Annotated in this window: 23 protein-coding genes; 12 read left to right on the plus strand and 11 right to left on the minus strand. The window is 54.9% G+C overall.

Annotated features, from left to right (window positions below):
• The first annotated feature begins 63 nt into the window (after positions 1-63).
• The 5 genes from E6C51_RS14860 (at position 64) to E6C51_RS14880 (ending at position 5,410) form a co-directional block, all read left to right on the plus strand.
• Complete coding sequence (locus E6C51_RS14860) at positions 64-1,431, plus strand: GH1 family beta-glucosidase (RefSeq protein WP_190236531.1); 1,368 nt, start codon at positions 64-66, stop codon at positions 1,429-1,431.
• 352 nt (positions 1,432-1,783) lie between these two features.
• Positions 1,784-2,824: a methionine ABC transporter ATP-binding protein gene (locus E6C51_RS14865; protein ID WP_190236583.1), complete on the plus strand. Its 1,041-nt coding sequence runs from the start codon at positions 1,784-1,786 to the stop codon at positions 2,822-2,824.
• Positions 2,814-3,482: a methionine ABC transporter permease gene (locus E6C51_RS14870; protein WP_146936669.1), complete on the plus strand. Its 669-nt coding sequence runs from the start codon at positions 2,814-2,816 to the stop codon at positions 3,480-3,482. Before E6C51_RS14865 ends, E6C51_RS14870 begins: the two co-directional genes overlap by 11 nt.
• Before the next feature lie 36 nt (positions 3,483-3,518).
• Positions 3,519-4,298, plus strand: coding sequence for a MetQ/NlpA family ABC transporter substrate-binding protein (locus tag E6C51_RS14875; protein ID WP_190236532.1), 780 nt, complete (start codon positions 3,519-3,521; stop codon positions 4,296-4,298).
• Between the two features lie 365 nt (positions 4,299-4,663).
• Entirely contained in the window at positions 4,664-5,410 is a 747-nt protein-coding gene (locus E6C51_RS14880; protein WP_190236533.1) for an EAL domain-containing protein, read from the plus strand.
• A gap of 14 nt (positions 5,411-5,424) precedes the next feature.
• Here E6C51_RS14880 and trhO read toward each other — a convergent pair whose 3' ends face one another.
• The 5 genes from trhO to E6C51_RS14905 all read right to left on the minus strand — a co-directional run bounded on the left by trhO (position 5,425) and on the right by E6C51_RS14905 (position 8,996).
• A complete protein-coding gene (gene trhO / locus E6C51_RS14885) occupies positions 5,425-6,369 on the minus strand; it encodes an oxygen-dependent tRNA uridine(34) hydroxylase TrhO (protein ID WP_190236534.1) in 945 nt (314 codons plus the stop codon).
• An 86-nt stretch (positions 6,370-6,455) separates the two neighbouring features.
• Positions 6,456-6,821, minus strand: a complete 366-nt coding sequence (locus E6C51_RS14890) for a VOC family protein (RefSeq protein WP_190236535.1) — start codon at positions 6,819-6,821, stop codon at positions 6,456-6,458.
• A 65-nt stretch (positions 6,822-6,886) separates the two neighbouring features.
• Positions 6,887-7,597, minus strand: a complete 711-nt coding sequence (locus E6C51_RS14895; protein WP_190236536.1) for a helix-turn-helix transcriptional regulator — start codon at positions 7,595-7,597, stop codon at positions 6,887-6,889.
• A 9-nt stretch (positions 7,598-7,606) separates the two neighbouring features.
• A complete protein-coding gene (locus E6C51_RS14900) occupies positions 7,607-8,524 on the minus strand; it encodes a CHAD domain-containing protein (protein WP_190236537.1) in 918 nt (305 codons plus the stop codon).
• On the minus strand, positions 8,502-8,996 hold the full coding sequence (locus tag E6C51_RS14905) for a CYTH domain-containing protein (RefSeq protein WP_190236538.1): 495 nt from the start codon (positions 8,994-8,996) through the stop codon (positions 8,502-8,504). Before E6C51_RS14905 ends, E6C51_RS14900 begins: the two co-directional genes overlap by 23 nt.
• A 171-nt stretch (positions 8,997-9,167) precedes the next feature.
• Between E6C51_RS14905 and E6C51_RS14910 the strand changes: the two genes are divergently transcribed.
• From E6C51_RS14910 to E6C51_RS14925, 4 genes are all read left to right on the plus strand, one after another.
• Positions 9,168-9,806: a 2-dehydro-3-deoxy-phosphogluconate aldolase gene (locus E6C51_RS14910; RefSeq protein ID WP_190236539.1), complete on the plus strand. Its 639-nt coding sequence runs from the start codon at positions 9,168-9,170 to the stop codon at positions 9,804-9,806.
• 94 nt (positions 9,807-9,900) lie between these two features.
• Entirely contained in the window at positions 9,901-10,602 is a 702-nt protein-coding gene (locus E6C51_RS14915) for a tellurite resistance TerB family protein (RefSeq protein ID WP_190236540.1), read from the plus strand.
• Between the two features lie 90 nt (positions 10,603-10,692).
• Positions 10,693-11,388, plus strand: coding sequence for a GNAT family N-acetyltransferase (locus E6C51_RS14920; RefSeq protein WP_190236541.1), 696 nt, complete (start codon positions 10,693-10,695; stop codon positions 11,386-11,388).
• Positions 11,385-11,597 carry a hypothetical protein gene (locus E6C51_RS14925; protein ID WP_146936692.1) on the plus strand — a complete coding sequence of 71 codons (213 nt, stop codon included), beginning with the start codon at positions 11,385-11,387 and terminating at the stop codon, positions 11,595-11,597. The genes E6C51_RS14920 and E6C51_RS14925 overlap by 4 nt, the downstream gene beginning before the upstream one ends.
• On the opposite strand, the gene E6C51_RS14930 is transcribed toward E6C51_RS14925, so the two are convergent.
• From E6C51_RS14930 to E6C51_RS14940, 3 genes are all read right to left on the minus strand, one after another.
• Positions 11,579-12,634, minus strand: a complete 1,056-nt coding sequence (locus E6C51_RS14930) for a nickel/cobalt transporter (protein ID WP_230987339.1) — start codon at positions 12,632-12,634, stop codon at positions 11,579-11,581. The two genes, E6C51_RS14925 and E6C51_RS14930, sit on opposite strands and share 19 nt — an antisense overlap.
• Before the next feature lie 95 nt (positions 12,635-12,729).
• Entirely contained in the window at positions 12,730-13,374 is a 645-nt protein-coding gene (locus E6C51_RS14935; protein ID WP_146936845.1) for a DUF1007 family protein, read from the minus strand.
• Positions 13,375-13,445: 71 nt separating this feature from the next.
• Positions 13,446-14,372, minus strand: coding sequence for a LysR family transcriptional regulator (locus E6C51_RS14940; protein WP_146936696.1), 927 nt, complete (start codon positions 14,370-14,372; stop codon positions 13,446-13,448).
• Between the two features lie 566 nt (positions 14,373-14,938).
• Here E6C51_RS14940 and odc2 point away from each other — a divergent pair.
• Positions 14,939-16,072 carry an ornithine/lysine decarboxylase gene (gene odc2, locus E6C51_RS14945; protein WP_146936698.1) on the plus strand — a complete coding sequence of 378 codons (1,134 nt, stop codon included), beginning with the start codon at positions 14,939-14,941 and terminating at the stop codon, positions 16,070-16,072.
• Positions 16,073-16,163: 91 nt separating this feature from the next.
• A complete protein-coding gene (locus tag E6C51_RS14950; RefSeq protein WP_190236543.1) occupies positions 16,164-16,754 on the plus strand; it encodes a GNAT family N-acetyltransferase in 591 nt (196 codons plus the stop codon).
• Between the two features lie 126 nt (positions 16,755-16,880).
• Here the strand turns inward: E6C51_RS14950 and E6C51_RS14955 are convergent, their stop codons facing one another.
• The 3 genes from E6C51_RS14955 to E6C51_RS14965 all read right to left on the minus strand — a co-directional run bounded on the left by E6C51_RS14955 (position 16,881) and on the right by E6C51_RS14965 (position 21,282).
• The gene (locus E6C51_RS14955; protein ID WP_190236544.1) at positions 16,881-18,164 is read right to left on the minus strand and encodes a hypothetical protein; all 1,284 of its coding nucleotides are present in this window, start codon (positions 18,162-18,164) and stop codon (positions 16,881-16,883) included.
• 83 nt (positions 18,165-18,247) lie between these two features.
• The gene (locus tag E6C51_RS14960) at positions 18,248-19,597 is read right to left on the minus strand and encodes a cytochrome-c peroxidase (protein WP_190236545.1); all 1,350 of its coding nucleotides are present in this window, start codon (positions 19,595-19,597) and stop codon (positions 18,248-18,250) included.
• A 23-nt stretch (positions 19,598-19,620) separates the two neighbouring features.
• Positions 19,621-21,282 (minus strand): phospholipase C, encoded by a 1,662-nt coding sequence (locus E6C51_RS14965; RefSeq protein ID WP_190236546.1) that lies wholly within the window; start codon positions 21,280-21,282, stop codon positions 19,621-19,623.
• A gap of 347 nt (positions 21,283-21,629) precedes the next feature.
• Between E6C51_RS14965 and E6C51_RS14970 the strand changes: the two genes are divergently transcribed.
• On the plus strand, positions 21,630-22,322 hold the full coding sequence (locus E6C51_RS14970) for an OmpW/AlkL family protein (RefSeq protein WP_146936707.1): 693 nt from the start codon (positions 21,630-21,632) through the stop codon (positions 22,320-22,322).
• The last annotated feature ends 263 nt before the right edge of the window (positions 22,323-22,585 follow it).

Genomic DNA, 22,585 nt, shown 5'->3' on the forward strand with positions numbered 1-22,585 from the left:
TGCATGTGCGTTATCGTTTCATTGAGGACAATGAAACGCGACATGCTTTAACGGGAGTTCCAGATGACCGATCCCAAGCTTCTTGCCGCTCGTTTTCCCAAAGATTTTCTGTTTGGCGTGGCCACGGCCGCTTACCAGATTGAGGGCGCAACCAAAGCCGATGGCCGCAAAGCCTGCATCTGGGATGCGTTTTCCAATATGCCGGGGCGGGTTTATCAGGGGCATAATGGCGATGTGGCCTGTGATCATTACAATCGCTGGGAAGCTGATCTGGATCTGATCAAGGATATGGGTGTGTCCGCCTATCGCTTTTCCATTGCCTGGCCGCGGATTATCCCGGATGGCACGGGCCGGGTGAATGAAACCGGTCTGGATTTCTATGACAAGCTGGTGGATGGGCTAAAAGATCGCGGCATCAAGGCCTATGCCACGCTCTACCATTGGGATCTGCCCTTGGCCTTGATGGGTGACGGCGGCTGGGCTGCGCGCTCCACGGCCTATGCCTTTCAACGCTATGCCAAATTGGTAATGGCGCGGCTGGGGGATCGGCTGGATGCAGTGGCGACCTTTAACGAGCCATGGTGCTCGGTGTGGCTGTCGCACCTTTACGGCATTCACGCGCCCGGCGAGCGCAATATGGATGCCGCCCTGCACGCATTGCATTACACCAATCTGGCCCATGGTTTGGGTGTTGATGCCATTCGCCAGGTCGCACCACAGGTGCCAGCCGGTCTGGTGCTGAATGCCCATTCGGTGATTGCGGGCTCCGACAGTGCGGCAGATAAGGCGGCTGCGGAACGCGCCCATCAGTTTCACAATGGCGTTTTCTTTGATCCGGTGTTCAAGGGCGAATACCCGGCAGAGTTCATGGAAGCGCTTGGCGACCGGATGCCAAAAATCGAAGACGGCGATATGGAGATCATTTCGCAAAAGCTCGATTGGTGGGGCCTGAATTATTACACGCCAATGCGGGTTGCGAATGACCCGACAGAGGGGGCCGAATTTCCGGCAACGGTTTCCGCACCACCGGTATCGGATGTCAAAACCGATATTGGCTGGGAGGTCTATGCACCTGCGCTGAAATCCTTGGTGGAAAATCTCTACGATCGCTACACTCTGCCGGTCTGCTACATCACCGAAAATGGGGCCTGCTACAATATGGGCGTCGAAGACGGTGAGGTTGATGACCAGCCCCGGCTCGATTACTACAAGGACCACATTGGCATTGTTGCTGATCTGATTGGCGATGGTTTTCCGATGAAGGGCTATTTTGCCTGGAGCCTTATGGATAATTTTGAATGGGCAGAGGGCTATAAAATGCGCTTTGGCCTTGTGCATGTGGATTACGACACGCAAACACGCACCGTGAAGAAATCCGGCAAATGGTATGGCACCTTGGCCTCGCTGTTTGGTGGCGGCAATCTCGGCTGAGTAAAAGCGTCACGCAAAGAGCAAAATTTTGCAGAAAAGACAGCCGGGAGGAAAAAATATCTCTCGGCTTTGGTCGCTAATTCCGTTTCAATGTCGCCATCCTTCAAAAGGCTAAATGAGCCTGATTTGAAAAGCGAGATGAACAATGACAATGCGGATTGATAATCGTCGAATGTGTCGCTGACCATCGTCGTAAATTCGCGCCTGTTTCATCCCTGAAAGCCACGTTCTGTGGCGCATCTATCCGAAAGAATGCCATGTTTTTGACTTTTGAGCCGAAACGCTCCTTGAAGGAGTTCGTTCGATGACGCTCGCTGCCACACCTGATCCGCACACCTTCGCTTCTCACAGCATGGTGGCCTTTGAAAGTGTTACCAAGCAATTTGGCGGGCGTGATGGGCAATCGGCTTTCACGGCGCTGGATGGCGTTGATCTCACCGTGCCAAAAGGCGCGATTACTGGTATTATTGGCCGTTCCGGTGCCGGAAAATCGACCTTGATCCGTCTGGTCAATGGTTTGGAGCTGCCTTCATCCGGCAAAGTGCTGGTGGACGATGTCGATGTGGCAAGCCTGGATGAAGCCGGTCTTCGCTCGCTGCGCCGCTCGGTTGGCATGATTTTTCAGCATTTCAACCTGCTGGCGTCGCGCACGGTTTATGACAATATCGCCCTGCCGCTGGAAATCGCCGGTTTGAAAAGCGCCGCGATAAAGGCGCGGGTGACACCGCTGATGGAGCTTGTTGGCCTGAGCGACAAGGCGGGCCGCTATCCGGCCGAATTGTCGGGCGGGCAAAAACAGCGCGTTGGCATTGCGCGGGCGCTGGCCACCGAGCCAAAATTGCTGCTCTCCGATGAGGCCACCTCGGCCCTCGACCCCGAAACCACCCAGTCTATTCTGGATCTGCTCAAAACCATCAATCGCGATCTTGATTTGACCGTGCTGCTGATCACCCACGAGATGGAAGTGGTGAAGGCCATTGCCTCGCATGTGGCGGTGATTGACAAGGGCCGGATTGTCGAAAATGGCCGCACCTTTGATGTTTTCACCCAGCCGCAACACGCGACAACGCAGGCGATGCTTTCCAGCCTCACCGGCTCGAAATTGCCGATCTGGATCACCAGCCGTCTGCATGACAGCCAGCAAGAGGCAGAGCGCATTTACGTTCGCCTGATCTTCTTTGGCGAAACCTCGGAACAGCCCCTGGTGTCGGGTCTGATCAGCGAGCTTGGGGTTGAGGTCAATATTCTGGCGGGCACGATTGATGAAATTGCTGGCGAGCCCTATGGCGCGCTGGTGGTATCCTATCCTGCAACGGCTGATATTTTGGCGCGGGCCGAGCAGTTTTTTGCCCGCACCGGTTTGAAAACGGAGGTGCTTGGCTATGGCGCTTGATATGTTGCTGTCGCTGCTGTCCAAGGCTCTGTGGCAGACGGTGCAAATGGTGGCCATTGCCGGTTTTATTGGCACGGTGATTGGTCTGCCCATCGGCGTGTTTTTGGCCAACAGCGCCAAGGGTGAGCTGTTTGCAGCACCTGTGACCAATCGCGTGGTTGGCCTGATTGTCAATGCCACCCGCTCCACGCCGTTTATCATTCTGGTGGTGGCAATTATTCCCTTCACCCGGCTGGTGGCGGGCACGTCGATTGGCACCAATGCCGCCATTGTGCCGTTGACCATTGCCACCATTCCCTTTGTGGCACGGCTGATTGAGGCCGCCATTCGCGAGGTCGATCGTGGCTTGATTGAGGCGGCCCGCGCCATGGGGGCGACGCGCTGGCAGATTGTCAGCAAAGTGCTGATTGCCGAGGCCATGCCCGCCATCATCATGGCGCTGACCATGACGGCGGTGAGCCTGATCGGCTATTCGGCCATGGTCGGTGCCGTTGGTGGCGGAGGGCTTGGTGATCTGGGCATTCGCTATGGCTATCAACGCTTTATGCCCGAAGTCATGGCGGCGGTGGTGATTCTGCTGATCGTGCTGGTGCAGGTGGTGCAGAGCTTTGGCGATGCGCTGGCAAGACACTTCGACAAGCGCCATCGTAAGGGCTGACGCACATACAATTATAATTTCAAAGGAGAGAGACCCATGAAGACATTGCTTTTTGCAGCATCGATTGCTGCTATTTTATCGGCTGGTAGCGCATTTGCGGAAACCATCAAGGTTGGCGTCAGCGCAGGGCCACACGCCCAGATCATGGAAGAAGTGAAGAAGGTGGCCAAGACCAAGGGCCTCGACATCGACATCATTGAATTCACCGATTATGTCATTCCCAATCAGGCTTTGGCTGACGGTGATTTGCAGGCCAATTCCTTCCAGCATCAGCCCTACCTCGACAATCAGGTCAAGGATCGCGGTTTCAAGCTGGTCAGCATTGCCAAGACCGTTAACTTCCCCATGGGCATCTATTCCAAGAAGGTCAAAAGCCTCGATGCTTTGAAGGATGGTGCCTCGGTTGCCATTCCGAATGACCCCACCAATGGCGGCCGCGCCCTGCTGATTTTGGCCGACAAAGGCCTGATCAAGTTCAAGGATGGTGCTGGCCTGAAGGTCACGCCTGCCGATGTGGTGGACAATCCAAAACACTTGACCTTTGCCGAACTGGACGCAGCCCAACTGCCACGCTCGCTGGATGATGTGGATGCTGCCGTGATCAACACCAATTACGCGCTGGAAGCTGGCCTTGATCCCGCCAAGGACCCGATTGCCCGTGAAGGCGAAAAGGCTCCCTATATCAATGTCATCGCCGTGCGCGATCAGGATAAGGATCAGCCTTGGGCCAAAACGCTGGTGGAGGCTTACCATAGCGCGGATGTGAAGGCCTTTATTGCCACCAAGTTCAAGGGCGCGGTTGTGCCTGCCTGGTAAGTGGTTGCAGATAGCTGATAACGAAAGACCGGCCAAGTGCCGGTCTCAGACTGCTGACAAACCCTAAATTTATCCTCGACGTCATGCTCGGCCCTGTGCCGAGCATCTAACCACGCTAATTTCATAAGCAAAGTCAATTGCTTATCCAGTCACGGCAGACCCTCGGGACAGGCCCGAGGGTGACGAAACGTCGAGCGAGAGGTTTGTCAATAAGCTGAGACCGGCCAAGTGCCGGTCTTTTTGTATGGATCATGCCTTGGATTGCTTTGGGTAAAAGGCGCATTGCATTCAATATTCATAGTCTTTGAAATAATTTTTTCAGTATTGTCGCATAGGCTTTCACTTGTTTCAGGTGGGGCCGTTCTATGAAAGCGTGCGCAGGTTGTCGGGATGGCGCAGGTTTTGCCACACCCTTTTCTATGGCATTTCAGCCGATTGTTGATCTGCACGGCGGCGACGTTTTTGCCTATGAAGCCTTGGTTCGAGGCGTGGATGGCGCAGGGGCATCCAGCATTCTCGCTCAGGTGAACAGCCAAAACCGCTATGCTTTTGATCAGAGCTGTCGCGTCAAAGCGCTGGAACTGGCGGCGACAGGATTGCAAACATCCAATGCCAAGCTCTCAATCAATTTCATGCCCAATGCGGTCTATGAACCGCGCGCCTGTATCCGTGCGACGCTGGAAACGGCCGAGCGTGTCGGCTTTCCGCTTGATCGCATCCTGTTTGAATTCACCGAGAGCGAGCAGATTGATACCGATCATCTGCTGAAAATTCTCACCGCCTATCGCGCTATGGGGTTCAAGACGGCGATTGATGATTTTGGTGCGGGCTATGCGGGCTTGACGTTGCTGACGAGATTTCAGCCGGATGTTGTCAAACTGGATATGGAACTGGTGCGCAATATTGATCAAAACCGGGAAAAGCGGGTAGTTTTGCGCCACACGTTGGCGATGCTGAATGAATTTGGCATCCTGCCTTTGTGTGAGGGGGTGGAAACGCTTCAAGAGCTGGTGGTGCTGAAAGATATGGGCGTGCGCTATATTCAGGGATACTTGTTCGCACGCCCGGCATTTGAACGCTTTGAGCAACCGGATCTTGCTGCTGCGGCGTGAAGGCCGCAGCATTTTTAGCTGCCGATGTGCTTTTCGCCACGCTGTTTTGCCAAGGCAATCTGCTTTTGGCGCTGGCGATAACGATCACGATCGGCCTGCGTGCGGGTCTCATAGCAATTGGGGCAGGAGACACCGGCCTCATAATGTGGTGAGGCCAGATCTTCCTCGGTAATCGGATGACGGCAGGCGTGGCAGAGCAGGTGGTTGCCCTCTTTCAGGCCATGGGTCACAGAGACGCGCTCGTCAAACACGAAGCAGGCCCCGTCCCACAGGCTTTCTTCTTCCGGCACGTTTTCCAGATATTTCAAAATGCCGCCCTTGAGGTGGTAAACATCCTCAAAGCCCTGTTGCTTCATGAAGGCCGTGGCCTTTTCGCAGCGGATGCCGCCGGTGCAATACATGGCAATTTTCGGCTTGTTGTGCAGGCCGGGATTGTTTTTCACCCAATCGGGAAACTCGCGAAAGGTTTTGGTATTGGGATCAACCGCACCGCGGAAAATACCAATCGCCGTTTCATAATCATTGCGGGTGTCGATCAGAATGGTATCAGGATCGGAAATCAGCTCGTTCCAATCTTTCGGGTCCACATAGGTGCCGACGATCTTGTTGGGGTCGATATCTTCGACACCCATGGTGACGATCTCTTTTTTCAGCTTCACCTTCATGCGCAGGAAAGGCATTTTGGAGGCGCGGCTTTCTTTGTGCTCAAGGGCGGCAAATTCCGGCTGGGCGCGCAAGTATGCCAGCATATTGGCAATGCCCGCATCGGAGCCCGCCACAGTGCCGTTGATGCCCTCATGCGCCAAAAGCAGGGTGCCCATGATGCCCTGCTCTTTGCAGAGCGCAAGCAGAGGCTCACGGAAGCTTTCGAACCGTGGGAAAGAGGCAAAATGATAGAGCGCGGCCACACAAAAGGTGCCGCCCTCTTCATGGCGTGGGATTTGAAGATCATCTGTCATGACCTGCGAAATACTGCCTCTTTCGCTCAGAATCAATTGATTTTAGCATGACGACGTTGCTTTGAGTTTTGTCAAGTCAATCGTGATCAGGCAGGCGGCGTGAAAACCCGGATCCGGTGGCCGTCCAGATCGACGGCCACAAAGGTGCGGCCAAACTCGGCATCGGTTGGTGGCTGGAGAATGGAAACATTCATGGCTTTCCACTGCGCATGAAGGGTGTCCACCTCAGAGCTTGCGGACGCACGAATGGCAATTTCACAGCCGCCGCCGGTCATGGTCGCCGAAGGCTCCACCGTGTGGCGCGACCACAGGCCAAACACCAGACCGCCTGGCAACACAAACATCGCAAAAGTGGGTGAGATTTCAACCGGCGCCAGATTGAAGAGCTTTTGATAAAATGCAGCGCTGGCTTCGGGGCTGTTGACGTAGAGAATGGTCATTGTCGGTGTCATGGTGTCTCTCCTTGGTTGACGGCCAAGGTGTAATCCACACTCCTGCCAAAAAATGGCAGGAGTGGTTAGAAGAGCCGCTCTGGTATCGCATTTTCCAAATGCCATTGTTTCAAAAGCACGGCCCGCCGTTTTGGCATACGCGCATCCTTTATCTGGCATTCCAGAATGCGGTCTGTGCGGAAATGGCGAAAGCTTTGCCGCAAACAGCACCACGCCATCAGCACCCGCGCGCCCTCAAAGAAACTGAGCGCAAAGGGCCAGACCTCGCGCAGCGTTTGCGTGCCACTGCCATCTTGATAGGAAATGCGCAAAACGCGCTCGAGGCGGATGGCCTCGCGCAAATCGGCAAGAGCGACAGGCTGTTGTTTGGGGGCTGCATTTTGACCGAAATTGCTGGGGCCAACAATCATTGCGGTGTCTTGCAAGGCTTGCCGCAAATCCTGTGGTAGAACGGCGGTAATTTTTGCCAGGGCATCGCGGGCCGCATGGGCCAATTGGTCGTCCGTGCGTTGAGCAACGAAGCGCGCGCCAAGCACCAGGGCGTCGATTTCATCCCGGCTGAACATCAAGGGCGGCAGCATATAGCTGGGGCGCAGCACATAGCCGAGGCCCGGCTCGCCTTCAATATCAGCGCCCTGGGCCTGCAAGCTGGCAATATCGCGATACAGCGTGCGGATAGAAATGCCCAACTCATCGGCCAGCGTCTGGCCACGCACCGGCTGGCGGTAACGACGTAAGACCTGCAACAGGGTTAAAAGACGCTCAGCACGGCTCATCGGGCACAGTCATTCTGTTATCGTGGCGTCATCCACTTTCAAGCGCCAAAGCTGGGCGATAATCGCAGGTTCCAGCCCAATGTCATCGCCAAACAGGGCCTTGGCCGCAACCAGCGCCTCCTCGCGCAGGGCTTGCTGTCTGCGGATAATCAGGCCCAGCAGATGCGATAGGGTTTCGGCGCTATCAAAGCGCGCCGCCTGCGCATCAATGGCAGCAGACAACATGGCAAGATCGTTTTCATGGCCGAGCACGTCGGCCAGTTGTTTGGCGCTTTGGCGTTTGAGCGCAAACGCACTGGGCCAAAGGCCGCGCAGCAAGGACAGATACATCCAATAGGTCTGCGTGGCCTTTCTAAGATCGTGAAAGCTTTCTGCCTCAAGGCCCTCTTCGCAGGCCAAAATGGCTTGCTGTGCTCTTGCCAGCAGCTTCTTCCAGGCTTTTTGCACAATGCGCGCGGCTTTTGCGCGACGAAGGGGAATGTCGGTGGAATGCAACAGATCGGCGGCATTGCGGCAGGCGGCGGCTGCATTTTGCATTGTCTGCTCGGCGCTGTCCGTGCTTTCAGCCGTTTGGATATCGAGTACTGACAAGGCCCGCTGCAAAGCCTGATGTTCATCCTCATTGTCAGCAAAGGATTGCAGATAGCGCAAGGATTCGATCAATGCGGATGCGTCACGCAAGGTTGCAAGCTGCCTGGCAATGTCGCGCAGACGGATGTTTTCACTTTTGCGCAAATCAGGTGCTGCGGCGGCAATGAGACGGTAAAGCGCACGGGCGCGTTTCAGTCGCCGCCTAGCCCGATGCACGGCATCATCAACACCATTTGGCGGATTTTCCAGAACAGCGGCTGCCGCCATCAACTGTTCATGCAAGATGGCTTTGGCGCTGATGATCAGCCCGTTTTCAGGCCTTAACTGATAGGTCATTGCGCCTTGCCGCCCTGGGAGCCGACATGGCCAACCATTGGTTGGAATAGCGCTTGTCGCCCGTCACTTCCTTGCCAATCCATGGCGGCAGGGCAGGGTCGTCGCTGGCGTCTTCCAGCTCAACTTCTGCCACAATAAGACCTGCGTGGGCCCCTTCGAACACATCAACTTCCCAGAGATAGCCGCCATACTCCACGTTGTAGCGGGTTTTCTCAATCACGCGGCCAAGTGCTTTTTCGATCATTTCCTGCGCATCTTGCATTGAAATGTCATATTCAAATTCATCACGGGTCAGGCCGACATGACCGATTTTGATGGTGAGCGTGGCAGCGCTGTCGTTTTTGATGCGCACACGCACAGACCTGTCGGTTTCCGACAGGATATAGCCTTGAACAAGGCGTGAGGACTGGCTGACATGTTTGCGCCAGACATCGCTGCGAACCAGAAATTTACGTTCAATTTCCTTGGCCATAACGCGCTTTTTCCCGCTTCCCTAACGTTAGTCTATAGAATTGCCGTTTTATGGCAATAGTTCCCTTAATTCTTCGTGCTTTGTTGCGGTGGGGTGCGCGCATTTGCCTCGACACAGGCAGCCTATCGCGCTAATCAGGGTGAAATTCAATCGTTTGAAGGGTGAAATCCTATGGCTACCAAGACGGATAAACTGCTGGCTGTTCTCAAGCTTCAGCCGGTTGTGCCGGTGTTGATCATTGATGATGTGGCCGATGCGGTGCCGCTGGCGAAAGCTTTGGTTGCCGGTGGTCTGAAGGCCATTGAAATCACCATGCGCACATCTGCTGCCCTTGAAGCCGTCAAGCGAGTAGCTGGCGAAGTGGAAGGCGCTGTTGTGGGTGCGGGCACCATTCTCAATGCTGCCCATTATGAAGCCGCTGTTGCAGCGGGTTCGCAGTTTATCGTCAGCCCCGGCACCACGGCTGAAGTTTTGGCCGCAGCTAACGCTTCGGATATTCCGCTTTTGCCCGGTGCTGCGACCGCCAGCGAAGTGATGAACCTGCGCGAAAAGGGCTATGAAGTTCTGAAATTCTTCCCGGCCGAACAGGCGGGCGGTGCGGCCTATCTGAAATCTTTGTCCTCACCTCTGGCGGGTACGCTGTTTTGCCCAACCGGCGGCATTTCGCTGAAAAACGCCATGGATTACCTGAACCTGCCCAATGTTGTGTGCGTCGGCGGCTCCTGGGTTGCTCCAAAGGATCTGGTGGCGGCTGGCGATTGGGCTGGCATCACCAAGCTTGCTTCTGAGGCTTGCGCCCTTAAGGGCTGATCTTCGCCTTTTGCTAAAAAGTGACGCCCGCACCTTGGGAGAGGCTGCGGGCGTTCCTATGTCTTGCTCAGAGACAATGGTTGAGGAGACATGGATGTTTGACGCAAAGAAGCTGCTGGAGCAGTTTTTGGGATCAAAAGTTCCGGGGCTTGGCGGCTCCGTGGGCGGAAAAGGACGCGACGCCATTAACATGGCCAAGGCCAACCCATGGAAAACCGGAGCATTGGCCTCGGTGCTGCTTGGCACCAAAACCGGACGCTCGATTGCAGGCGGTGCCTTGAAAATCGGTGGTCTCGCCTTGATTGCCGGTTTGGGCTACCAAGCCTATCGCAGCTATAAAAGCGGACAAGCGCCTGAAAACATTCCATCCTTGCCAGAACTGCCAGCGCCGCCCGCAGGCTCGGCGTTCAACACCGATACGGGCTTGAGCAATGATTTTGCCCTGACTCTGATCAAGGCGATGATTGCCGCTGCCAAGGCCGACGGCCATATTGATGCCGAGGAGCGGGCCAACATCATGGAAAAGCTGCATGTCGAAGAGCTGGGCGCAGAGGCCGAAGCCTTCATTGCCGAGGAACTGGCCAACCCGACCGATCTTGATGCGCTGGTCAATGCGGCCCGAAGTGAAGAGCAAAAGGTTGAGCTTTACACCGCATCGCGCCTGACAATCGAGCCGGATACACGCGCCGAGCGCGGTTATCTTGATCTTCTGGCCGGGCGGTTGGGTCTGGCCGATGGTCTGATTGACCATATTGAGGCAACTGTTGCTGCGGCCAAGGCGGGGCAGCCAGCTTAATTTTATTTGCGGGCGCGTGGCATCGATTTTCCTTTGCCTTCGCGCCCGCGCCGTCCTACTCATCTATCTATGAAGAGAGAGGATTGTTTCATGCAGGATCTGCGCAATTACAAGGTTCCGGCCCCGGCTCCGGTGACGCTTGAGGGGCGTTTCATCGTGATTGAGCCCTTTGCGCGCGATCGACATCTGCAATCGCTCTGGGATGGTTTGGGCGGCGATGCGGGCGTCAACGCATTGATCCGCTATTTCCCCAATGATGATTTCAAGGGTGTTGAAGACTTTGGCGATTGGCTGGAAGGTGCCAATGCCAGCGGCAGCCTGATCACCCATGTGTTTCGCAATAAAGCCGATAATGCTCTTGTGGGCATGGCCAGCCTGATGCGGCCTGATCCGAAAAACGGCGTGGTGGAGGTGGGGTCTGTGGCCCATGGCCCGGCCATGAAGCGCTCACCACTGTCAACAGAAGCGCATTATCTGCTGGCGCGCCATGTGTTTGAAGATTTGGGCTATCGCCGCTATGAGTGGAAATGCCACAATGAAAATGCGCCAAGCAAGATCACGGCGGCTCGATACGGTTTTACCTTTGAAGGGGTGTTTCGCCAGCATGTGATTTCCAAGGGCAAAAACCGCGACACGGCATGGTTTTCGATGATTGATGGTGAGTGGCCGTTGTTGAAAGCTGCCTTTGAGGCCTGGCTTGATCCGCAGAATTTTGATGATCAGGGCCAGCAAAAACAACGGCTGGAAGATATTCGAACCGCGCTTGGCGCGAAGGCTGTGCAATGACACCAAAAGATAAAAACTCTGCCATTGCAGCGGGCCTGATTATTCTCGGCTTTGGTTTTGCAATGTATTTTCTGCCAAAGCTGGTGCTGTGGATTGGCGAATTTTCGCCCCTTCTGGCAACGGCAATTGGCTCATTGATCCTGCTGTCGTTCTTTATGATCTTCTGGCTGCGGGCGCGCTATCAGCGGCGTCACAAGGACGACATATGATAGCCTTGCAATGAGGCCGCCAAAAGCAGGCTGCCGATCACAATCACAAACACGGCACCGCCCAGCTCAATGGCCGTGCCAACCCGATGCCCGGCCTTCGAGCCGGGACCAGCGATACGCACCGCAAGCCCCTTGGCGCTGACCGCGATGATGGCAAGCGCGGATACGGTGATGGCCGTGCCCGCTGCCATGGCAAACACAGAGAGGATGCCGCCAAGATAGAGGCTGTTGAGCATGGAAAAGGTCATCACCAGCAAAGCGCCGGAACAGGGCCGAAGGCCCACGGCCATAATGGCAGACCATGCCTCTTTCAGGTTGAAGTTTTCGGCGCTGACCATGCTGGGATCGGGCAGATGGCTGCGGCCGCAATCGACGCAAACCTCGCCATGTCGCAGCGATGTGTGGTCGTGGTCCAGCCCTTCTGCCTGAAAGCGTAAGCCGGTTTTCGGGCCGGTTTTGTGGCTGGTTTGCGGTGTTGAAACTGGCGCATCGCCAAACAGGCTGGCTGTCGCTGGTCCCGATGCAATGATGACCGGCTCAAGCCGTGTCCTTTGCCAGATCTCGCGCAGCTTGCGCCACAGCAGCCAAAGGCCAAACAGCACCACCAGCGCGAAACTGGCGGTTTCCATGGTGTTGGTGGCTTCGGTGAGGGTAATGCCGCTGCCACGCAGGGTGAGAAAAATAACCCCGACCGTTGCAATGGCAACAAAACCTTGCAGCAAAGACGAGATGATGGAGATGACAATGCCGCGCTTCAGCTCCAGCTCATTGGCAATCATGTAAGATGAGATCACCGCTTTGCCATGGCCGGGGCCTGCGGCATGAAAAACACCATATGCAAAGGACAGGCCAATCAGCGTCCACAGCGCATGGGTATTTTCGCGCATGTCGCGAAGGGCGGCGGTAAGTGTGCGGTAAAACTCTTCCTGATGAATGTTGATCCACAGCATGACCGGGGCCAGCGGGCCATTCATCTGGAAAGATGGCTCGGATGTGCCAATGCCCAGCGGTGATCCGGCATGGGCCAAGGCGGGCATAAGGAGGAGTGCAAAGCTGAGGAAGGGCAGATATTTTAATGGAGAAACGTGTGGTCTATCCTGGCTCCGTCGCCCAATCATATCAAACCCAAGCCTCAACATGCCAGATCAAGCCTTGTGGCATAGAGTTTGCCCATATCGGTTCCGGTTGGATCATTGAAGAAGGCTTCGGTCAGGCTGGCCTGATTTTGCTTGATCACGTCATTGGGGTTTGGGCGCACCACGGTATGCTTGCATTTTTTAAAGGCGTCGCCGGTTGCCACCAGATCGCTGTCGCTTTTGAAATCAATAGCGGTGTAGAGGGTTGGGTCGTGCACGCCAAAGCTCAAATTGCCCTTGATGGGAATGGGCTTTTCCGGCTTGGTGATAAAATACACCAGCAAGCGGTTGTTCTTGTAATCGGCATTGAACACCTGTGGCTTGGCCGCCTTGATGGTGGCACCGCTGGCGGTAATGAAGGTGAAATAGCCGTAATCGCCCAGCGATGAGCGGATGGTGTTGGCGATATCGTGCAGCTCGCTGGCATCGAGCTTCAGATCGGCGTTTTTGTCAAAATCCATCAGCACACTTGAGGAGAAGACTTCATCGAAACGCCAGGTGTTGCGGAGTTCTTTGACTGTATTGTCGGGGCCAGCCACGACCTCCAGCCGGGCATCAACAAACACATGCGGATGCGCGAGAGCAGACGAGGCGCTGGCGCAGAGCAGGCCAGTGACGAGCAGTTTTTGAGCAGTTTTCATCATCTCATTTTCAATGGCGCTGGTTTATCTGTCTATGGTTCAGCAATCGGACAGAAATGGGGCGTGCCTGATCACGAACCTGTTCCGTTGCCTCCGGGCGTGCAGGGGCCATTGCGCTTGAACCAATTGTGCATGAAATCCACCAGGGCACGCACCTTGGCAGGCAAATAACGCCGGTGCGGATAGACGGCATAAATGCCGCGGCCCGTGGGCATGTATTCTTCAAACAAAGAGATCAAGGCACCGCTTTCAATGTGGGAGCGCGCCACAAAATCCGGCAGCATGGCGGCACCCAAGCCGGAAAGCGCACCGCGCAAGGTGGTTTGCGGACTGTTGACCACCAGCGGGCCGGAAATATTAACGGTGAAGGCGTCTCCGGTTGGTCCTTGCAGGCGAATGCTGTTGTGGCTGCGGCTGTTGGTGTCAATCAGCATGGGGATATTGGCAAGATCCTGCGGGTGATTGAGGGGGCCGTATTTTTCCAAAAGCTTGGGGCTGACGCAGGCATAGATTTTGAAATCGGCCAGCTTGCGGGCAATCATGCCCGAATCATCCAGCTTGGTCACGCGAATGCCGAGATCAAAGCCTTCTTCGATCAAATCAACGAATCGGTCTTCGGCAGCAATTTCGATGGAAAGGTCCGGGTGCTCCAGCGCAAAATCGATCAGGGATTGCCCCACTTCGGCATCGGTGAAGCTGCGCGGCACGGTGATGCGAATTTTGCCGCGAATATCGGCATTGTTCTCACGCACCAGATCAGCGAGGTTGTCGATCTCTTTCAAAATGTCGGCGGCAGAGCGAAAATAGGTATGTCCGGCCTCTGTCATGGAAAACTGACGGGTGGTGCGGTTGAGCAAAAGCGCGCCCAATTCATCTTCCAGTTCCCGAACATATTTGGATAACAAGGCTTTAGAACGCCCGGTCTTTCGGGCCGCCGCTGAAAATCCCTCGGCTTCAACAACGTCAATAAACGCACGAATACGGGTGAGGGTGTCCAAAAGGTGATCTCCAAATCTTTGCGCAACGGGTGAACAATAGCGCGTTATCGTTCAACTTTCACGCCCCAAAAAAACCGGCAATAAAAAAATATGCGGGCTTGCAAAAAACGCTTGATTATGACGGCGTGTTTTCATACATCCCTCCTTGCCCAAAGTCGCACGTGCCTGTGGGTGTCCGCCGACCCTCTATTTGGTGAGGAAATCGGTAAGGTACCTGGAATTAACCCCTCCAGTCGCTATCTCGGCCATCCGGGAAATGCGAGGACATCTTGAAGCAACGACGGTGCGGGCCTTTCTAGTCTCTTCCGGCTTTCCATCAGCCGGGATAACTGTAGAGGCACACCATCATTGCCGGAAGTGCGGTAGGGTCTCCCTCCAATCCATGGCAGACAAAGCGGATAATATGCTCTCAGGCAAGAGGGCGTTTATCCACCGTTCCGCGTTCATTCGCTTACACGTTACCAGTGTCTCCACCGACTGGTTCCGAGTGAGTGTCTGTCGCACTTTGTCCATCTGGCGCTGCTATACAGCACCGGTAACCTTTGGAATATGGAAGGGATCAGCCGATGACCACCGCTCGCATCCGTGACTTCATCAACACCCACCGTCCAGAAGGCCCTTGCCTTGTCGTGGACCTTGATGTCGTGCGTGACAATTTCGGCGCATTCCGCCATGCGCTGCCCGATAGCGCCATTTACTATGCTGTTAAGGCCAATCCTGCGCCGGAAGTGCTGTCGCTGCTGGCCTCGCTCGGCTCCAATTTCGATTGCGCCTCCGTGGCTGAAATCGAAATGGCGCTGGCCGCTGGCGCAACACCGGCACGCATTTCTTATGGCAACACCATCAAGAAAGAACGGGATGTGGCCCGCGCGCATGCGCTCGGCATCAACCTGTTTGCTGTCGATTGCCATGAAGAAGTCGAGAAAATCGCCCGCTCCGCTCCCGGTGCCCGCGTGTTCTGCCGCGTTCTGACCGATGGTGAAGGCGCTGAATGGCCGCTCAGCCGCAAGTTCGGCTGCGTGCCACAGATGGCGGTTGACGTTCTGGTTTATGCTCACCAACAGGGTCTGGAATCCTATGGGGTTTCTTTCCACGTTGGTTCGCAGATGACCAAGGTTGATGCTTGGGATGCAGCCCTTGGCGATGCCAAGCGCGTGTTTGCGCAGCTGGCCAAGCAGGGCATTACGCTGAAAATGGTCAACATGGGTGGTGGTTTCCCCACCAAATACCTGCGTGATATCCCATCGGCGGAAGCCTATGGTCAGGCCATCAATGCCTCGCTGAAGAAGCATTTCGGCAACAACATTCCGCAGACCATCATTGAACCCGGTCGCGGCATGGTGGGCAATGCCGGTGTGATCAAGGCCGAAGTGGTGCTGATCTCCAAGAAGTCCGACAATGATGCACACCGCTGGGTGTTCCTCGACATCGGCAAGTTTGGTGGTCTGGCCGAAACCATGGACGAAGCGATCCGCTACCCGATCCGCACTGAGCGTGATGGTGACGAAATGGAGCCTTGCGTTTTGGCAGGCCCCACCTGCGACAGCGCTGATGTTCTCTACGAGAAGAACATGTATCCGCTGCCGCTGACCCTGACCATTGGCGATGAAGTGCTGATCGAAGGCACGGGTGCTTACACCACGACCTATTCGGCGGTGGCATTTAACGGCTTTGATCCGTTGAAGGCCTATATCATCTGAGCTTGTCTCGGATGATTCCAGCCGTGCCGGTTTGAAACCGGCACGGAAAAAACAACAAAATATTGGAAACTCCCGTGGATAGGAGGTCACTATGGCCGCTGTTCTGAATGCCGTGCGCGCTTTTTTTGCGCAGCCAAGCTTTAAAATCGACACTGAAAACGCCGCCGATGTTGTGGCGCGTGAAACGCTGCTGGATCGCGTCATGGGCGCAGATCGCACCAAGAAGTCCTCGGAAAAAATCCGCCGTGGCCGCATTCCTGCGGAAGGTCTGGCGCTGGTGGCACGTGATCGCAAGGGCCATGTGATTGGCACCGTGCGGCTGTGGAATATTGAAGCGGGCGTCAATGCTGAAGGGCACGCAATTGATGCGCTGTTGCTTGGGCCTTTGGCGGTCGATTGCGCCCATGAAGGCAAAGGCATCGGCTCGGCCTTGATGCGGGCAGCGCTTATGGAAGCCAAAAACCGTGGCCATGGTGCCGTGTTGTTGGTGGGCGATGCGCCTTACTATGAGCGCTTTGGCTTTTTCGCCAGCAAAACAGCGCATCTGGTGATGCCCGGTCCTTTTGCGCGAGATCGTTTCCTGGCGCTGGAGCTTGTGCCCGGCTGGCTCGATGGGGCGGCGGGCATGATCACAGCAACTGGCCGTCGCCTGACGCAGCCTTCGATGCGCAAGGTGGCCTAACTGAACCTGTAAGCCCAATGAACTCCAGTCGTTGGCCGGAAAAGCCCTTTCCAGAGACGGAAAGGGCTTTTTTGTATTGAGACCGTCAGATTCAAAATATCAATCACTTGCTATTTCTGCTTCTGATTAATGTTTTATAACATAGTCAGTAATCTGCGATTTCACCATGTCATATGCTGTCAAGCCGGGGAGACGTGAAAAGAACAGATTGCGATCGGCTGTCTCTGGCCAAGCGGACCAGAGAGTGAGTATCCAGAGACGCCCCGAATGCCAGATGAATGTTGCTTCTATGTCTCCGTCACTGTCTCCATTCTCATCGGTTGCAGAAAAAAGAAAACTCTTGTTTTTGACCCCGGCGTCAAGAAGTTGTGCGTTATCGCGTGTTCCGATCAGCTTGAGTTCAGTTTTTGTCGGAGATTGTTTGTCAAAATACTCACGAACGAGGGGTAGGCTCAGGCTGTCAATGTTCGGTTCTAGTTGTTGTTCCAGCACGGATAACCAAATTGCGCCAACTGCTTTCCCGCCTTGTTGTCGGATCATATGGAGTTCCGCAGGCAACGCTCCGTGAAAGTCATTTATTGGTATGTCCCACCCTGCGGGAATACGAAGATTTAGGCTGTTTTTGCCAATTTCGACTGGCACCTGCTGCATATTGTCGCCAAGACTGGCTGTTTCTCCGTTCGAAAAAACAAGATTGTCGATGAAGGCATCTGCGTGTTTTTGGGCCTGCGTGACCTTGTCACGTATAGTCTCTTGCGATTCTGTTTTACTCAGGTTTGCAACAATGCTTATCGCAAGAGCCTTGGTTCCTCGCGAGAAGCAATACATGAAAACTGCCCCGGTGGTATTTTCTTCTTCGCCATCCGTTGCGAATACTCTAGCTTCGCTAAAATCGGGTTTCACCCTAACGTTTAGCGGCGTATAAGAGGCTAACTTTGCTTCGAATTCACAAAGGCGGGCAGCGTTTGAAGGTGCAAGTAAATCAAAGCCCAAAATCGTTGTTTCTATTTTTTGGTCTTTTTCTACTGAATTCATTTTTCCAATAATTTTGATTGCCCCGATTGTGCCTGCCTCTGCCTTATTCATCGGCACTGTAGCGACTTTTGCATCAGGGGGCACTTTGCTTACAAAATTAAGTTCGGGGGAGTCGAAATCAAAGGCTTTTTGTACCCAATCGCTTTCATGAAAATCGGGTGCGTTGACCTGCCCATAGACAGTACATATGGGCAGCAATAGCATGGCCAATGCGAAAAAAACGACACCCTTTGTATGGGCTGTAGAACTTTGCTTCTCGCCTTTTAAAGGAAGTCTTCGGACAATAATTTCAATGTATTTGCGCATAAAATACCGCCACTTTTGCTTAAAACAATTTATGTTTTTTGAAGTAGCGCTTGTGGTGAGCAAATCCATAGCTTGGCTCACATCATATGAGATAGTTTTCAAATCGGCGAAGTTGATGTGAAGGATCGCGTCTTGGAACGTGGTGCAGCGTCTCAAGGCTTTTTCGAATCCCAGCCGTCGGTAAGCGTCTTTAAGAAGGCAACGACATCCTTGATCTCAGCCTCGTTTAATGCAGGCGGTTGGCCCGGTTTGCGATCCATGGGCGCATCGATGACGTCGATATTGGCCTTGTCGCTGTCGGGCATATCGTTGAACTTGTCCACAGTGCCATCCGGTTTTTTGGGGTAGATTCGGCCCGGATCGGTGTCGCGGAGAACATAGAAGCGGGTGGTGTCTTCCAGCGTGTTGTAGACGCCATTGTGGAAATAGACTTTGCGGGTGGCGACATTGCGCAAGGTTGGGGTTTTGAACAGCCCGCAATTTTGCGGCTGTTTGGAAAATTCGTCCTTGCGAAAGGGGCCACAAATGCCGCGATCAAAAAATGTCGGGTCAGCATTGGCGGGAATGGCGGGATTGCGTGGCACGCCCAGCGCTTCATATTCGTAATCGGTAAAATCGGGCATTTGTCCATCGCCCGTCATCTTGTCCAGATGGCAGGAGGCGCAATTGCCCTTCTTGGGGTCGTCAAACAATGCAAGCCCTCTTGCCTCTGCCGGGGTCAATGTCGCCTTGCCGCGCAAATAAGCGTCATATTTGCTGGAATAGGGATGGAAATCGACATCTTCCACCTGATAGCGCGCCAGTGCAAAGCCGACTTCTGCAAGAGCCATGGACGGATCATCCAGCACCTGTTTGCCAAACAGTGCTTCAAGTTGCGTACCATAGGTGGTTTTGATTTTGCGATAAAGATCGGCCTCATCGCGATTGGCCATTTCAAAAGGCGATAGCAGTGGGCCAAGTGCCTGTTCTTGCAGGCTATCGACCCGACCATCCCAAAACATGCCGCCCTGCGGCACGGCATTGTCGGCGCTAGCCACCGCCTTCACCACAGGCCGGCCTGTCACAGGCCCGCCAGCCGGTGCGCTCTGGCTGGCAAGGGCCACGCCGGATGCTTCCGCCATGGGGGCCGCTTCAGCCGCTTCTTCAGCAGAGTTTTCCGGGCCAACCGAAAAAGCGGGCGTTGCCATTTTATAGGCAAGGCTTGGCGGCGGGCGAAGCCCCGGCTGATTGAGCTGCGGGCCACCAAATTGCACGGGCAGGGCATTGGCAGGGGAATAGTGATTGGCAGGCTCATGGCAGGTGGCGCAGGACATGGTGCCGCTGCCGGACAGGGATTGATCGTAAAAAATGGCCTTGCCGAGCTTTGCCACGGCGCTCAGGGGCGCGGCTTGAGCGGCCGCAGTTTCATGTTTTTGTGCGGCAATGCCGAGGCCCGCCCCCGCGAGGCAAAGCCCCGCGAGTGCCAGCAGCGTCAGGCCGGACGTTTTATAGGTCTGTATCATGCATCCGGTCCTGTCTGATCCTATCAGCCTTTGAGGCCGGTTTTGGGGTCAAGGATCAAGGTGTCGGTGCGTGCTTTGGACCAATTGAACATGTTGTTGAGGGAGCCTGCGACGGCATCAAACGAGCCACCGCCCAGACGTTGACCACCCATCCAGTTGTCCTCGATAAATCGCATGACGGAGGTTTGATCGGTCACGGTATGGTCGACAAAATTCTGCTTGGCATAGGGCGAAATCACCAGCAGCGGCTGGCGCGTGCCATAGCCACAACGGCCCTGAGCGGGCTGACCATTCACACCGGGCATGGGCGTGCCAGTGCCGCAGGCAGCACCGTTCAACACATCATAGCCTTTGACCGGAATGTTGGAAGGGTTGATGACGTGGTGGGCGTGATCGTACCAGCCATCCGAGTCGTCATAGAGGATGATAACAGCGGTATCCTTCCAGTCTTTCGACTGTTGCAGCTTGTTGACCACATCTGCCACAAATTCCTGCTCGTCCAGCGGGTCGGAATAACCAGCATGGCCATCCTGATAGGCCGGTGCCTTGAGAAAGCTGACAGCAGGCATATTGCCGTTTTTCAAAACGGCGTAGAAATCATTGATATCATACTGGTGGTTGGCTCCGCCATCATGGCTGGTGCCAATCACATCCACCGAGCTGGGGCGAATATGCTGCGGATTGGCGGTGGATGGATAGTATTGGAACGGCTGATGGTGGGGGATGTAATCGACCTGATCAACCTTGGTGATCGCCGATGTGGTCGAGCGCTTGCAGGCGGTGGTGCCATTGGGGTTCTTGACGGTGAGATCAAAGCCGCCCTCAAAAAAGCCCCAGGTAATGCCCTTGTCATTGAGCAGATCGCCAATATTGCGGCCCGTCATCAACGCTGTCTTGCCTTGCGAGCAGATGTCCCCGGTGGGATCAAGATCGCTGATCAGCGTCCAGTTGCCGTTGCCATCGGGCACAATGCGGCCCTTGGAATAGGTGCCGTCCGTTTCCAGCGTGTAGCCGGGGGGCAGGCTGATGCCGTTGGTCTGGCCGGAAATCAGATTGATCGCACCCGGCGTGGACGGGCCGAAATTGGTGGAGAACGAATGGTCGTTCAGGGCAAAATGCTGGGCATAGTTCCAAAAGGCCGTGACAGTGTTGCCGTCATAATAGCCCATCACCTGGCCCTTGGTGCCAAAAGCGCCCGCTGCACCCTTGGTGCCGCGTCCGGTATTGGCGGGGAACAGATCCATGGCAAAATTATCATAGGCGGCCTGTTCAGCCGTGTAGCCGTGGTTTTGTGAATTGGTGGCGGCCTGCGTGCGATCGAGCCGGAAAGGGGCAGCCGCATCGGCTCCGTTACCGGCATTGGTCTTGTTGGGGTTGTTTTCCAAAAGCCCGGCATTGGCCAGCGTATCAATATCCTTTGGTGTGTTTGCAGCCGCCGCAAAGGCGGGCTCACCTTCGATATTGGATGCCTTTGGGTAGGTGGCAAAATAATGATCAAACGACACATTCTCCTGGAAAATCACCACGAGATGCTTGATGGGCGTTGCCGTGTTGACGATTGGCTCCGCTGCAAAGCCGGGTGTCGCCCCTGAGAATTGAGCCAGAGAGAATGGGCCAAGACAGAGCGATGCTGACAGAAATACGGTGCCTGCACGCAAGGCCGTGCGGCGTAAGTGAGATGCCATGGTGGTTCCCTTTTGAAACGTCCAGTTTGCTCGACAGGATGTGGCTGGATCTGGGCGGAGGCTAGGATTGGTTTTTATCAGTTCCATGACAGTCGGGCAGTGTCGTGCCGTCCTTTCGTCATTTGCCCATCACAAGTGGTTGATCCGGCGGCAGGCGCGGTGCGGATTTGATCCTCGTCAAATCAACTGATGCAAAGCAGCAACAGGCGGGTGCCTGATGCTCTTTTCATTTTAGAGGGTGTTAAAATATTGATTTATCTCAAGGGAAAGAGCGCTCCGGTTGTGAATAGTCCTGCCATGACGCGGCGGGGGACCCTGTCGCCTATTCGACAATCAGGAGAGACGATATGTCATTGAACCGGACTTTGAGCCTGACGGCAGTTGCCCTTGCAGCATTGGCTTGCACGGCCCCGATCGTATCGGCGGCTGATCTTGCACCTGTGTCAAAGGCCCCGGAGGCTGAATCCCCTTTGACACCGCATAGCCCCTGGCAGATCCGCGCCCGTGCGCTTGGTGTGGTGACAAGAGACAGCGGCAAGGTTGATGGTATTGCCGGATCTGGCCTGTCGTCCAGCGATAGCGTGACGCCAGAATTGGATTTCAGCTATTACTTCACCGACAATATCGCCGCAGAATTGATCCTGGGCACAACCTCGTCGCGGATTGATGGTAAGGGATCGATTGCAGGTCTGGGCAATATCGGCAAAACATGGATTCTGCCGCCCACACTGACCTTGCAATATCATTTCACCGATCTCGGTGCGTTTAAGCCTTATGTTGGTGCAGGTATCAACTACACCGCATTCTACAATCAATCGGCCCGCGGTGCGGCCACCGATCTTGATGTTAAAAACACCTTTGGCGCAGCTTTGCAGGTCGGTTTCGATTACATGATCGATCAGCATTGGGGCTTTAACTTTGACGTGAAGAAGTTGTACCTGCGCCCAGACTTTGAAGCCACGGTGGGCGGTGCCCGCGTCAAGGGATCGGCCAAGCTCGATCCATGGTTGATCGGCACAGGTGTAACTTACCGCTTCTAATCAACAGCAATCCTGTTGATCCATTTGAACACCCTCGTCGCTTGCGGCGGGGGTGTTTTTACATGATGAACGCGGTGTTTTCTTCAACATTCCGTGTTCAGGCGCCAATTTCGGCACCCAAGGTGCTTCAGTCACGAAAGGTTTATTGTGCGCGCCTTGAACCATTTCCGGCGAGCGCAATTATAAATCTGGTAAGCGCATTGTTGCCAACTCTGGCGCATTCCACCAGCGAAGGATGCAGCAATGCAGTCAGACGCAGAGAA

The organism is Gillisella terrae, from assembly GCF_004801395.1.
GTDB lineage: Bacteria > Pseudomonadota > Alphaproteobacteria > Rhizobiales > Rhizobiaceae > Allorhizobium > Allorhizobium terrae.